Genomic DNA, 14,655 nt, shown 5'->3' with positions numbered 1-14,655 from the left:
GATAATGATAGGTATATTGCTACATGAGTTACTACATCTAAATAAATATCAGGAAGAATGTGGGGTGTATTTATATAAAGAAACAGAATATTCGACAAAAACCCACAATTATGTTATATAATGATTTTAATAAACCATATTTTAGAAATTAACCCCGATTGTGTAGAAATTATATTCTGTTTGGATAAGCTAAAATGTTTAGCTAAGAGAACTTGTAGTTGGGCTTGCTACAAGTTCTTTTATTTGTAAAATTTCTATTGGATAAAATATGGGGAAAGGGAGGGTGTAAGTTTGATAAGAAATTTAAAGAAAGCAGCACTTAATTCGTTAGATGGGAAATGGGGAGTAAGTATAGGGGGATCGGCGTTATACTATTTTGTACCAACTTTAAGTGCATCAGCAATCGCTAGTTTTATATATTTAATATTTGGCCTGTTTATTGGGGTAATTGGTTTGGATGTTTTCTTTATTTATTCAATTGGTGGGCAGCCGCAAGTAGATCCAACAGCACTAGTTTTACTTATTCTAAGTTATTTTTTTATAGGACTGATTTGTTTTTTTATTTACAGTGTCATACAAGGTATTTTTAATTATGGGTATTCTGTTTTCACCTTACGCTTAGGTAAAAATGAAGATGCTAAGGTGGACGATGTATTTGTAGGGTTTAGGAAGAACAATTTGTTTAGATCAATGAAATTAGGAGTATTGCAGGCTATTTTTCTATTTTTATGGAGTCTGTTATTAATTGTTCCAGGTATTATTAAATATTTTTCTTATTCAATGGCATATTACATTTTAATAGAGAATCCGGATTATACAGCAAGTGAAGCATTAAGGGAGAGTAAAAGAATAATGAAAGGACATAAGTTCAAGTTATTTGTTCTTTGGTTATCTTTTATTGGTTGGTTTTTATTAACTGCATTTATAGGCATATTTACATTTAATCTATCATTCATATTCATTTCCCCTTATTACAACACAACTGTCTCGCATTTTTACTTAGACTTAATTAAGAAACAGGATGATAGAGAAGCGAAGGTAAGTATATAAAGAATATAAGTAGTAAGAAAATATGTATAATGTATCTTTTCTCGATTGTGGACATGCAATTAAGCATATCCCTTTTTAATGTGAGATATTGAAAGAAATAAAGAAGCTGCAATTGGATATGTTTTACTTATAATAATTTGGATAAGGATGTTATAACATTGGAGGAATTTAAAATGGGGAAGAGTGAGATGTTTCAGGACTTTAATTTTAAATTAGTAGTAATTGAAGCTTTATTAGATAAAGAGCCATTATTTTTAAAAGGATTAAAAGACTTAATAGATAAGTATACGAATAATTTCGAATGGTATTCAGGAGCTGGCCCAATTGTTGAAATTAGAGATTTTTTAGAAGAGTTAATTTTGGAAACAAGTGATTTGGAAAAGATTGAATCCCTTTGCTTTGATGGGGGAAATGAAATTTATCATATCTTAAAGCCAGATTGGGATGGTGAAGACAGTTTATTTGATGTAATATCTGTTGAAGGATTTCAAAATTTAAAAAATCTAAAAACAGTGGAATATATTTCAATGTGTTACCCAAAAGTATTAGAACCATTTAAACAAGCTGGAATTGAAATTGAGGATTAATGAGAGATGAGTTGTATAATAATGGAAGTGATTCTTGTTAAGAAAGACTCACTTTTTCTTATGCAACGAACAAAGTAGAATGGAGGATACTATGATAATAATCGATAATGATGGTGAAGGCTACTGGAGTAAAACTGTTGATTTAGGCATTTTAGGTAAATTCAATAGCATTTTTATAGATTTAGATGGATGCGATATAACAGGGGCGACGGACAATATGACTCAAGAAGAAAAGGTAGAAAAAGCTACAAAATATTATGGTAATAGATTCAAAGAGTTAGAAACAAATGTTGGATGTATCATATTTCAATCTCGATAGAATAGTAAATAGGTAAAAAAGATATGGAGATACATACTTTAGGTTTTAAATTACAGTAACTTTTGTGGAATCAAAAGAGAAAATAGAAGATGTTTAAATTACATGTATATACGCTCCATATATTTATATTTGCTATTCAATAAACTATCATCTCACATAAGTTTGTACCACATATTCACTTTTATTTACAAAAAAATACTATTAATTATTTTCGGATAATTGTTATAATATAGTTAAATTGATATAAAAGTTTTTTCTAGATTATGTATTTGAAGAATTCTCATGCAAAAAGAGCCAGTTCTCAAGTAGAGAACTGGCTCTTTGTTGAAGAGAGGTAGGATTATATGTACATAATGGGATAGCAGAATTTTATAAAAAAATCTGTATGTATCCACAACAGTATTTAAATATGACGGAATTTTAAAATTTATAAAAAGATTAAGAGGCGATAGAAAATGAAAAGATATATTAGTATAAAAGGCATTGGCACCTATCTTCCAAAACGAAAGGTAGATTCTCTTGAAGTAGATCGTATGTTACACGTACCAGAAGGCTGGACGTTAAAAAAAGCTGGGGTGAAAACAAGATATTTTGTTGATGGAGAAACGTCTTCTTATATGGGGGCGGAAGCTGCAAAAAAAGCTGTAGAAGATGCGAAGTTAACTTGGGATGATATCGATTGTATTATTTGCGGAAGCGGAACGATTCAACAGGCGATTCCTTCTACTGCATCACTTATTCAAGAACAGCTCGGGCTACAGCATTCTGGTATTCCATGTTTTGATATCAATTCAACATGTTTAAGTTTCATAACAGCACTTGATACAATTTCATACGCAATTGAATGCGGGAGATACAAAAATGTTGTTATTATTTCTTCTGAAATTTCTTCTGTTGGATTAAATTGGGGACAAAATGAAAGCAGTATTTTATTCGGTGACGGTGCGGCAGCTGTTGTCATAACAAAAGGCGATCATTCATCTTCTATTATTGCTTCCCATATGGAAACATATAGCTCTGGTGCGCATTTATCAGAAATTCGTGGCGGTGGAACGATGATTCATCCTAGGGAGTATAGTGAGGAACGAAAAGAAGACTTCTTGTTCGATATGAATGGAAGAGCCATTTTTAAACTATCTTCTAAGTATTTAATGAAGTTTATCGACAAGCTCCTTATGGATACTGGTTATTCTATAGCCGATATTGATTTAATTGTTCCTCACCAAGCAAGTGGACCAGCTATGAGACTTATTCGTAAAAAATTAGGGGTAGATGAGGAGCGCTTTATGACCATTTTTGAAGACTACGGTAATATGATTTCCGCATCTATTCCAATCGCTCTTTTTGAAGCCATTAAGCAAAAGAAAGTGCAACGCGGAAATAAAATATTATTATTAGGTACTTCTGCAGGACTTTCTATCGGGGGCATCCTTCTTGAATACTAAGAAAACAGTATTAATTACAGGGGCACGTGCACCAGCAACTTTGCATTTATGCAGACTGTTTCATAACGCCGGACATACCGTTATTGTTGCAGATAGTATTCCGTATCCGTTAAGTAAAGTTTCAAAAAGTACGGATTACTTTTATGAAATCCCATCTCCAAAGTGGAAAACAAATGAAAGTATTCGTGCGCTACTATCCATTATTCAACGTCACAATGTAGATTTGCTTATTCCTACTTGTGAAGAAGTATTTTATATATCTAAATATAGAGAGGAATTAAGTGCATTTTGTCATGTATTAGTAGATGATTTTCAAAAACTTTCACTACTGCATAATAAGTGGGAATTTATTCAGTTCGTAGCGAATTTAGGGTGGCAAGTACCTGCAACATATAGAATAGATGATGAAGAAGCGATAAGGTCAATGATGCACAAAACAACAGCACATACTCCTTTTGTATTAAAGCCGATTTACTCCCGGTTTTCTGATAAAGTGGAATTTATTACAAAAGAGGATGCTCTAAAAGAAAGCGTGATACATAAGTCGAATTATATTATGCAAGAGTTTATACAAGGGACGCAGCATTGTTCCTACAGTATTGCACAATTTGGGGAAGTGTTAGCTCACTCTACGTATAAAACGGAATTTACGGCAGGCTTAGGTGCTACCATTGCGTTTCAGCATATGAATCATCCTAAAATTGATCAGTTTGTGAGACATATTGTAAAAGAGCTGAATTTCTCAGGGCAAATTGCTTTTGATTTTATCGTTACAGAGGATGGAGATGCAATTCCGATTGAATGTAATCCACGTACTACAAGTGGATTACATTTATTCGATGAGGAAATATTGCCGGCTTTCTTTCATGAAACAGTAAACAATACACGTATTCCAAGACCAAACTCTGAGTGCGCAATTCGGTTAGCGATTTTTTTATATGGACTTCCTTATTTAAAAAGTAAACAAAAACGTAAGCGATGGTTAAAAGTTCTATGCTCTTATCCAGATATCGTTTATCGTCACAATGATTGGAAACCATTTTTTTATCAGTTTTTTAGCATGTATAAATTATGGCGTGAAAGTCATAAAAATGAACGGACTATTTTAGAGCAAACAACATATGACATATCGTGGGATGGTGAAGATTTATGAAAATGCTAGTAACTGGTGGAACGGGCTTTCTAGGACAAAAACTCGCCTTTCGACTGAAAAATATGGGCTATGAAGTAACGGCAACGGGAAGAAATAAAACAATCGGTAAGGTATTAGAACAAAATGGAATCGAGTTTGTTTATTGTCCCCTTGAAGATAGGGATCGTGTGCTACAAGTTTGTAAAGATAAAGATTATATCTTTCATAGCGGCGCACTTTCTTCCCCTTGGGGCAAATATGAAGATTTTTATAATGCGAATGTGTTAGGAACGAAACATATTATCGAGGGAAGTCAAAAGTACGGTATAAAACGCCTGATCCACGTATCAACACCAAGTATTTATTTCTATTATGATGAGAGACAAAATGTAGTAGAAAACGCGAAACTTCCTGCTACATTTGTAAATCATTATGCAACAACGAAGCACATGGCTGAACAAGCTATTGATCAAGCTTTCATGCATGGTTTACCAGTTATCACAATACGTCCGCGTGCTTTATTCGGACCAGGAGATAACGCGATTCTTCCGCGTCTTATTAAAGTATGTGAAAAGGGTGCTTTACCGAGAATTGGTACTGAAAATGTTCTTGTTGATATTACGTATGTTGAGAATGTTGTAGATGCTTTACTTCTTTGTATGCATTCCCCAAAACATACATTAGGTCAAAAGTACAATATAACAAATGACGAACGTGTAAATTTATATGAGGTCATAGAAAATGTAATGAAGCGTCTTGATAAGGAAGTAAAATATAAAAAAATTTCCTACAAAACCGCTTTTTCACTAGCTGCTATACTAGAAGGAATCTCAAAAACTATTTTATTCGGAAAAGAACCTATTCTTACAAAGTATACTGTTAGTGTCCTTTCAAAAAGTCAGACATTAAATATTGATAAAGCTAAAGAAGAACTAGGATATGCTCCAAAGATCAGTATAGAAGAAGGAATTACAAAATTTGTAGACTGGTGGAAAATACAATGAAAATCAAATCTTTAAAGCTATATGATACAGGATATTGCACACATCCAGAAAAAATCGCATACTCCAAGGGCAGTTGGAAACAAATATGCTTTCCTGCTACAGTAGGGTTACTCGAGCATCCAGTATTAGGATATATTTTATTTGATACTGGATATGCAGGACATTTTAAAGAGGCGACAAAAAGATTTCCTTACTCTGTATATGCAAAACTTACGCCTGTTCATTTCACGGAAGAGCAATCGATTAAACAGCAACTTCTTCTTGATGGTATTCAGCCAGAAGAAATTAAATATATTATTCTTTCTCATTTTCATGGCGATCATACTGCTGGTTTACCTGACTTTCCAAAAGCGAAAATACTAACCTTCGCAAAAGCTTATGAGGATATTAAAAAGAGAAGTAAATTTGGTGCTCTATTAAAAGGGTGTCTAAAAGATACACTGCCGATGGATTTAGAGAAAAGAATGTCATTCATTGATCAAACTCCATCCCTTAACTTACCTTCTACATATGGAAAGTTTGAAGAGGGATATGATGTATTTGAGGATGGCTCATTATTTGCTGTTGATTTAACAGGACACGCAACGGGACAATTTGGTTTATTCGTTCATTTACAGAGTAATAAAATTGTCTTTCTTTGTGCAGACGCAGTGTGGCTAAGTAAAACGTATCAAAACCTTGTATTTCCTAGTAAGATTGCCAACCTTTTAACGAGCGATCCAAAATCTTACCGAAAGAATATCGAGAAGCTACACCATTTATCACAAACATCACCTGAGATTGAAATTGTACCAACTCATTGTGAACATACATGGGATAAAATTAAAGCAGGGGTGTACTATGAATAAACTACGAATTCTCAAGCAATACTTGAAAACAAAATATGGCTCGAGATTTTCAAATCGTAAACAGTTGGAACAGTTTCATAAACAACAAATAGAAAAACAACTTTTGTTCACGATAGAGGCGTCGCCTTTTTATCGCCAGTTATATACGCCGTTTTTACATGAAATTCAAAAGGGGAATTTGGCTGCACTCCCGATTATTGATAAAGAAGTAATGATGGAACATTTTGATACATTAAATACAGTACATATTTCAAAGGAAGAAGCGTTTCATGTAGCATTTGAAGCAGAAAAGACCCGGAATTTCTCACCAACCATTCGTAATATAACTGTCGGTTTATCATCAGGCACTAGTGGAAATCGTGGGGTTTTTCTCGTTTCCGAGGAAGAACAAACGTTGTGGGCTGGCTCGATTATTGGAAAGGTGCTTCCTTCTAGCATTCTACATAAACACACGATTGCTTTTTTCTTACGTGCAAATAGCAATTTATATGAAGCGACAAAAAATAAGCGAATCTCATTTCATTTTTTTGATTTACTAGATTCGTTTCAGCAGCATATCATGCGATTAAATGAAATACAGCCATCTATTTTAATTGCACCTCCGTCTATGTTACGAAAAATTGCTTACTGGCAGCAAGAAGGACTGATTACAATTTGTCCAAAGAAAATTATCTCTGTAGCAGAAGTGCTTGAAGATATTGATAGAGACTTTATTCGTGCAACTTTCAAGCAGACAGTACACCAAGTTTACCAATGTACAGAAGGTTTTCTTGCTACCACCTGCGAGCAGGGGACATTACACATGAATGAAGATCTCGTTCATATTGAAAAAGAATACTTAGATCAAGAGAAGGGGATATTCGTTCCCATTATTACTGATTTCATGAGGAAAACACAGCCGATTATACGCTATCGTCTCAATGACATATTAATTGAGAAAAAAACGCCGTGCAGCTGCGGCTCACCTTTCTTAGCATTAGAACGAATTGATGGTCGATGCGATGATATATTTATTGGAATAAGTGAATTGGATAATAGTGAAATATTTATTTTTCCAGATTTCATTAGAAGAGCAATTTTGTTTGCATCTAGTGATATTCAAGAATTTAAAGTAATACAACATAGCGTAGACAAAATTGAAATTAAACTTAAAGCACTACCTGAAAATCTCGAATTATGTCAATCAAAGGTAATGCAAGAATTACATACACTATGGTCTACTAAAAAGTGTACGATACCACAGTTCTTCTTTTCGCATTACGATATTCAAGTATATGATAAAAAATTAAAAAGAATAGAAAGCCTTGTAAGACGTGGTGAACATAAATGATTCAGTTACATGATGTTCATTCCTTGCATAGTATTGATTGGGAATCAAAAAAAGATGGAGCATATGTGCGAGATAGTTTCCTGCCTCTTTTTCAAAAGGGCGTTACAGCATTTATTAAAAATGTTAACACGGAGCTCTTTCTATTAGAGATTGATGATCTCATCTTGCCAGTTACTCTTAATAACGCAGAGTTCGAAAATTCATATGTATGTTCTCCTTATACGCATTACGTATCTTATGCGTTAGAAGAACTATGGGAGTTGAAAAAACCATGGCTAGAGAAGCTATTAACCTATCCGATTCATCTTATGGGAAATTGGCTAAGACGAACGAATATAAATAAAGTCATTGTCGTAAATAATTGGATGCTTTCAACAAATCTTTATCACTCTATCAACGAACAACAAATCGAACAAATAACGAAATTATTAGTTGGAAAATTTCCAGAGCATACCATTCTATTTCGCTCTTTAAATAACAAATTATATCCCGCAACGACAGAAGCACTAGCTACAGTCGGTTATAATAAAATTATGTCTCGTTCTATATACTTATTTGATCCGAAACACTATAAAAAAATGAATAGAAAAAAACGAAAAGACTTATTAAATGATAAAAGTTTATTAGAGAAAAGCAATTATGAAATCATTACGAATGAAGAATTAACAAAAGATGATATTTTACAAATTTACCAGCTATACAACCAACTATATATTGAAAAATATTCCGCCCATAACCCAATGTTTACACCCGCTTATTTATGGAATGCTCTTCAGCATCGTTTATTTGAGATAAAGGCCATAAAAAAAGGGGATACAATTGATGGTGTCATTGCTTATTTTATTAGGGATGGAGTTATGACAACGCCGATCCTTGGCTATCATACAAACTCTGACCAGCAACAAGGTTTATACCGTATACTTTCCCTCCTTATTACAATGGATTCTATCGAAAAAGATTTAATTTGTCATTGTAGTGCTGGGGCTGGAGAGTTCAAACGAAATCGTGGTGCAATACAGCAGATTGAATACAGTTATGTATATAACGCTCATTTACCACCTAGACAACAAAAGGTATGGAAAGTATTAATGTGGATATTGAATACATATATAGAACCGATGGCAAAAAAACATCGCTTTTAAACAAAAAGACTTTTATGATTGCTTGTTACCAGGAACTCTTTATTTTAGTGTAGCTGCAATACCCACGTTATGGAATTTATATAGTATATTTTTTATAATTTATTTTATGTTTATCGTTTGGATGAAAGAGAGAAGTGCTTGAAGAGTAGTTCTCTTTTTTATTATGTTTTTGAAACAGCCCATTATGTACATACAGTAAAGAAGTAGAAGATTAGTAGGCATGGAGAGAAATCTTTATGTCCTTTTTTATGAGGATTTTTAATTTTAAAAATATATTGTAAGAAATAATTTACAATTTGTAAAAAATAAATTACAATTATCTAAAGAGGTGTTACTATTGTTACATAATAAAATTGTAGTTTGTCGAGCAGAAAAAGGTTGGACTCAAGAAGAACTGGCAACAAAAGTGGGAGTTAGTCGTCAAACTATCGCTACTCTTGAAAAGAATAAATATAACCCTTCTCTAATTCTTGCCTTTAAAATCGCAAATGCATTTGAAAAGCCGTTAACCGACGTATTTGATTATCTAGAGGAGTGATACATATGTTTTTATTAAAAATTTTATTATTTGTTTTAATAGTGATCAGTAAGATGTATGTAATAAAATTTCAATCAAGTGATGAAGCAAATGACGAAAGAGGAAGAGAAATTCTATATAAAACAAATAATGCTTTGTACAATATTCTATATTTAGGTATCCTTTCCATTATTGTTTTACAATTAATTGATATTATTCCTTTGAAATTTCTACCTGATTTGTTATTATATTTTGCACTTTCATTAAGTGTGTTAGGCAGTATTTTTATATTTATCAACAGAAACAGTAAAAATTACTAATACGAGTTAAGTGTTTAATCTTGTTCTGTTAGCTGATTGAACAAAATGTATTTTTTAAAAAGTGAAATCTCTATGTTAAACATGAAGGAATATAGTTAAACGAATAGTTACGTTTACTTAAGCAGACTGCATAAAATAATTAATCTTTTTCATAAAAACTTAAGGAAGCCAAAAGAACCCAAACATTTTAATCAAAATGTGTGGGTTCTTCTTTTTATAAAATGAATATTTGTAGTGTGGAATATATCCAATTGATTAACCGAACTAGTATTTTAGGGGGATTAACTGAAACAATACATATAACTTCATATCAATCTTGTTAATGAATTTCATTGCCCTCGGATAAAGGACAATAGTAGAACTTTGATTTTTATTACAATTTTGTAAGGTTAAGTAATAAAAATCGATAGAACGGGATATTAGAATGGGATACTCTGATTTATGGATAGAATATTCTGAAAATAGGGTGAAGCAAATGAAGAATAGGCAAAAAGCATCGATAATATGCAAAAGTATTTTATGTTTAATGATTTGTATATTCATTACGAATGAAGTATGGTTTACAAATGTGGTGAGGGCAGAATCGGGCACGTTGACTAATAGAAGTATAGAGAATTTCAAAAAAAAGATGGATGAACAGGTACCAAAATGGCAGGAGAATTATGAGGTACCAGGGGTTGCAATAGGTATCGTACATGAGGGGCGTATTGCTTATACACTTAACTACGGTTATGTAGACAAAAAGACAAAAAAAGCGGTGAGTGATGATACATTGTTTCAAGCTGGTTCTATATCTAAAAGCCTTACAGCGTGGGGAATCTTGCATCTTGTAGATGAAGGTCGTTTATCACTAGATGATCCCGTTGGAAAATATCTGACCAAATGGAAATTACCTAATTCAGAGTTTAATAATAATGAAGTCACGATAAGAAGATTGTTAAGTCATACAGCAGGGCTGTCTGCACATAAAGGATACCTCGGGGTCTTACCAGGGAAACATCTTGACTCTATTGAGGAATCTCTGTCTGGAAAAGGATGGCTTAATGAACCAGTGGAGGTTACCAATAAACCAGGTTCAGAAACAATTTACTCTGGTGGCGGATATACAATTTTACAACTTGTAATTGAAGAGGTTACCGGAATACCGTTTGATCGTTATATGGAAGAACAAATTATGAAACCTTTAGAAATGAAATCTAGTTCATTCTTACAACGTCCTGAAAACCATAACCTTTCGAAAGCTTATGGATATTTTGGAGAGGAGCTCCCTAGTTACCAATTTACCGAACAGGCTGCTGCAGGTCTTAAGACAAATGTTACCGATATGATGACATTGATGCTTGCAAGCATGGATGCAAATAATAAAGGGAATGGTGTCATCAAAAGTGAACGTGTTACGGAAATGCAAAAGCCGGTATTAGGGGAGAATGGTTTAGGTATATTTGAAAAAAAACTATTTAATCAATGGAAATTACTTTATCATTCTGGTGACAATCGAGGCTGGCATTCTTTTTATGGTTTCATTCCTAATACAAAGGATGGATTGGTAATCCTTACAAATGGTGAAGGCGGTATAGACTTACGACAGGATATTTACTATGCATGGATTGAATATGAAACGGGAAAATTACCTGAAAGTTACTTTTCTCTAGCTGAGCAGAAAAAAAACAACTCTATTACATCAATTGTTATTGGAGCCACACTTGGTTTATATTTGCTGCTATTTGTGATTAGATTGTACAAAGGTAGAAGAACTTTCATTTTTAAGCAAGAGAAGAGATCCTACATCGGATTAGTAGTTAGGACATTTTTACTTATTATTACTGCTATCCTCGTATTTTGTGCTGCCTATTTGTGGAGAGTTTTCAGCTTGAATTCCGGTAATACAATAAATTTTATTCTAATAATGGTATGGATTATAACATTATTAATTAGTGGATTTTTCCCGAAAATTAAAAGTAATAAAAAACAACGTATGAAACGAAAAGATTTAACATCAAAATTTACATGTATGTAATGTTAAAGGCTAGAAAGCTAGATTGGCGCGAATCTCGAATTGTGGAGTGCAATGAAAAGACAAAATCTCTTAAAAAACAATTAATTTTTCACTCCATTAGCCTTTACAATCTCTCCCTATAATATGAATTGGACAAGCACCTAAGAGAAAGCAGAACATGTCAGTTTGCACATTCTATTAGTAGGGGGAGAATTTGTATGAAAAAGACAGTTGCTTCATTAGCTGTTATGGCGGCATTATTACCGACATTTTCAGCACATGCGGAAGGGAAAGAGCAAGTCCGAAAATCAGCTACAACTTTTAACGTTATTAGTGATATTCAAGGGGATTTAGGGGACTTTGATCACGTGTTAAAAGATATGAACAAAGTGACGCCACTTTCTAGAGCGCTTATTTTGAATGGGGATAAAACGCCAACTGGACAGCAGTCACAATATGATGATGTGAAGCGTGTGTTAAACAAAAATAAACATCCGGAAAATGTATGGTCAACTGTTGGGAATCATGAGTTTTATGCTGGGAAATGGACAGCTGATGGGAAACTTTCTCAAAATACATGGCCAAATGGTGTAACTGAGGAAACGCTATTTAACCGTTATCTGAAATTCAGTGGGCAAGAAAAGGTATATCATAAAAAAGAATTAGACGGTTATCCGCTTTTATTTTTAGGAACTGAAAAATATATGAAATACCACGATTCAAAAATGTGGGACGAAGTATATATGAGTGATGAACAATTAGGTTGGCTTAAACAAAATTTAGAAGAGTATAGTCAAAAAGATAAAAATAAGCCAATCTTTATTTTCTCTCATCACGTTTTACCTGATACAGTATCTGGATCAAGACAATCACCATATTTACAAGATTATTTAAACGTGGATAAATTGTACGATATATTAAAAGACTATTCGCAAGTTGTTTTCTTCACGAGTCATACGCATTGGGATTTAAACTTACCTGACTGGGCTGGTAAAAAGAAAATTAAAGGCGGAGATGAAAAAGGTTTCACTGTTGTAAATACGGGCGGGATTGAAACAGGCTGGATGTCAGCAGGACCAAGTGGTGGAGAGAAAACTGCTCCTGATGGATATTCATTTAAACAAGGACTGCAAGTGAAAGCATACGGTAACGATGTTGTCGTAACGGCTTACGATTATAAACGTGATAAGGATATTAAGAAATTATTAGTTAGTGATTCAAAAGTTGCGCAAATGGCACCAAATGTAACAGCTGATGATAGTAAAAACGTAATTGCCGGTGCAACTGAATACATGGAGTACTCTATAGAAGGAACGAATGAGTGGTATACGTATAATAAAGCAAATCCTCCGAAATTTGATGGAGATAAAACTGTATACGTACGTCATAAAGGTGAAATGAATTTAGAGCCGGGATTAACGCAGTTACTTCGTTTTTCGGTAAATAAGTGATTGGAGGGAGTCCACATTTGAATGTGTGGGCTCTTTTTTTGTTGATGAGAAATGGGTGCTTGTCTGTCGTTTTTTGTCGATAGATCGATATATTAAGAAAATCGTTGATATATTGCAAGTTACGATCGATATATTTGAAAAACCGTTGATATATTGTAAGTAATGAACGATATATTTAAAAAATCGTTGATATAAATTTCATGTACCGTAATTAAGTTAAAATCATTAATACGGTTTTACTTATCAAAATGAAATTCTAATACATTTTTAACCCAGAAAGATGACTTCATCATTTTTACATGTAATAATAGTATCGTTACATATATTGTGAAAGAAGTACAAAAGGAGCGTTACAATGAATTTAGCTAAATTCCCGAGAAAAAAATATACAGAATCATATACACCGATTGAAAAGTTAAACAATTTTTCTGAAGTACTTGGTGGGCCGACTATTTATTTTAAACGAGATGATTTACTTGGTTTAACAGCTGGTGGTAATAAGACAAGAAAGTTAGAGTTTCTAGTTGCGGATGCACAGGAAAAGGGTGCAGATACGTTAATTACAGCTGGTGGTATTCAGTCAAATCATTGCCGCCTGACACTGGCAGCTGCGGTAAAAGAAAAAATGAAATGTATCCTTGTATTAGAGGAAGGGCTTGAGCCAGAAGAGAAGAGAGACTTTAATGGAAACTATTTCTTATATCACTTATTAGGTGCTGAAAATGTAATTGTTGTACCAAACGGAGCAGACCTGATGGAAGAGATGCATAAAGTAGCACAAGAAGTAAGTGAAAAAGGTAGTACACCATATGTAATTCCAGTTGGTGGATCCAACCCTACAGGCGCTCTGGGATACGTTGCTTGTGCGCAAGAAATTATGGCGCAATCATTCGAGCAAGGAATTGATTTCAGTACAGTTGTTTGTGTAAGTGGTAGCGCGGGTATGCATGCTGGTTTAACTACTGGTTTTTCTGGAACGCAAAGCCAGATTCCTGTAATCGGAATTAACGTAAGTAGAGGAAAAGCTGAGCAAGAAGAGAAAGTTGCAAAACTTGTAGCTGAAACTTCAGCTCACGTTGGTATCCCAAACATTATCCCGCGCGAAGCCGTTACATGCTTTGATGAATATGTAGGACCAGGATACGCTTTACCAACACCAGAAATGGTTGAAGCAGTTCAGTTACTTGCGAAAACTGAAGGTATTTTACTTGATCCAGTGTATACAGGTAAAGCAGTGGCGGGACTCATTGACTTAATTAGGAAAGGTACATTTAATAAAGAAGATAACATTTTATTCGTACATTCAGGTGGCTCTCCAGCTTTATATGCGAATACATCTCTATTTGCGTAAGTGTAAAAAGCATTGGGTATCCAATGCTTTTTTTCAGGCTGTGGAGAAAGTCTTCTCCACAGCCTGTTTATGTGTCTGAACCTCTTTTTATGTGTCAACACTGATAAAAAAGAGGTAAAGGAGAGATTTTTTATGATGGGTGCTTTAAAAAATCATCGTGATG

Annotated in this window: 13 protein-coding genes and 1 pseudogene; all 14 read left to right on the top strand. The window is 33.7% G+C overall.

The annotated features are described in order from the left end of the window. Positions 1-291 precede the first annotated feature (291 nt). The 14 genes and pseudogenes from DPQ31_RS15630 (at position 292) to DPQ31_RS15565 (ending at position 14,492) form a co-directional block, all read left to right on the top strand. Complete coding sequence (locus DPQ31_RS15630; protein ID WP_098226772.1) at positions 292-1,050, top strand: DUF975 family protein; 759 nt, start codon at positions 292-294, stop codon at positions 1,048-1,050. A gap of 173 nt (positions 1,051-1,223) precedes the next feature. Continuing rightward, entirely contained in the window at positions 1,224-1,637 is a 414-nt protein-coding gene (locus tag DPQ31_RS15625) for a DUF6892 domain-containing protein (RefSeq protein ID WP_016108773.1), read from the top strand. A 91-nt stretch (positions 1,638-1,728) separates the two neighbouring features. Continuing rightward, positions 1,729-1,938, top strand: a pseudogene (locus DPQ31_RS15620) (hypothetical protein); the annotation flags it as partial. A gap of 473 nt (positions 1,939-2,411) precedes the next feature. After that, a complete protein-coding gene (locus DPQ31_RS15615; RefSeq protein ID WP_208730631.1) occupies positions 2,412-3,401 on the top strand; it encodes a beta-ketoacyl-ACP synthase III in 990 nt (329 codons plus the stop codon). After that, positions 3,391-4,554: an ATP-grasp domain-containing protein gene (locus DPQ31_RS15610; RefSeq protein WP_208730630.1), complete on the top strand. Its 1,164-nt coding sequence runs from the start codon at positions 3,391-3,393 to the stop codon at positions 4,552-4,554. The genes DPQ31_RS15615 and DPQ31_RS15610 overlap by 11 nt, the downstream gene beginning before the upstream one ends. Further along, on the top strand, positions 4,551-5,537 hold the full coding sequence (locus tag DPQ31_RS15605) for an NAD-dependent epimerase/dehydratase family protein (protein ID WP_016108769.1): 987 nt from the start codon (positions 4,551-4,553) through the stop codon (positions 5,535-5,537). Before DPQ31_RS15610 ends, DPQ31_RS15605 begins: the two co-directional genes overlap by 4 nt. Continuing rightward, a complete protein-coding gene (locus DPQ31_RS15600; protein ID WP_016108768.1) occupies positions 5,534-6,385 on the top strand; it encodes an MBL fold metallo-hydrolase in 852 nt (283 codons plus the stop codon). Before DPQ31_RS15605 ends, DPQ31_RS15600 begins: the two co-directional genes overlap by 4 nt. After that, on the top strand, positions 6,378-7,715 hold the full coding sequence (locus DPQ31_RS15595) for a F390 synthetase-related protein (RefSeq protein WP_208730629.1): 1,338 nt from the start codon (positions 6,378-6,380) through the stop codon (positions 7,713-7,715). Before DPQ31_RS15600 ends, DPQ31_RS15595 begins: the two co-directional genes overlap by 8 nt. After that, positions 7,712-8,857, top strand: coding sequence for a hypothetical protein (locus DPQ31_RS15590; RefSeq protein ID WP_208730628.1), 1,146 nt, complete (start codon positions 7,712-7,714; stop codon positions 8,855-8,857). The genes DPQ31_RS15595 and DPQ31_RS15590 overlap by 4 nt, the downstream gene beginning before the upstream one ends. 337 nt (positions 8,858-9,194) lie before the next feature. After that, positions 9,195-9,395, top strand: coding sequence for a helix-turn-helix transcriptional regulator (locus tag DPQ31_RS15585; RefSeq protein ID WP_208730627.1), 201 nt, complete (start codon positions 9,195-9,197; stop codon positions 9,393-9,395). A gap of 5 nt (positions 9,396-9,400) precedes the next feature. After that, positions 9,401-9,694, top strand: a complete 294-nt coding sequence (locus DPQ31_RS15580; protein ID WP_208730626.1) for a hypothetical protein — start codon at positions 9,401-9,403, stop codon at positions 9,692-9,694. 475 nt (positions 9,695-10,169) lie between these two features. Continuing rightward, a complete protein-coding gene (locus DPQ31_RS15575) occupies positions 10,170-11,711 on the top strand; it encodes a serine hydrolase domain-containing protein (protein WP_208730625.1) in 1,542 nt (513 codons plus the stop codon). A gap of 197 nt (positions 11,712-11,908) precedes the next feature. Beyond that, positions 11,909-13,141: a DUF4073 domain-containing protein gene (locus DPQ31_RS15570; protein ID WP_208730624.1), complete on the top strand. Its 1,233-nt coding sequence runs from the start codon at positions 11,909-11,911 to the stop codon at positions 13,139-13,141. 355 nt (positions 13,142-13,496) lie between these two features. Then, the gene (locus DPQ31_RS15565; RefSeq protein WP_208730623.1) at positions 13,497-14,492 is read left to right on the top strand and encodes a D-cysteate sulfo-lyase; all 996 of its coding nucleotides are present in this window, start codon (positions 13,497-13,499) and stop codon (positions 14,490-14,492) included. Positions 14,493-14,655: the final 163 nt, after the last annotated feature.

The sequence above is a fragment of the Bacillus sp. COPE52 genome, from assembly GCF_003355115.1.
Taxonomy (GTDB): domain Bacteria; phylum Bacillota; class Bacilli; order Bacillales; family Bacillaceae_G; genus Bacillus_A; species Bacillus_A toyonensis.
Note: the sequence above shows the minus strand (reverse complement) of the source record. Positions and strands in the feature narration are given on the sequence as shown.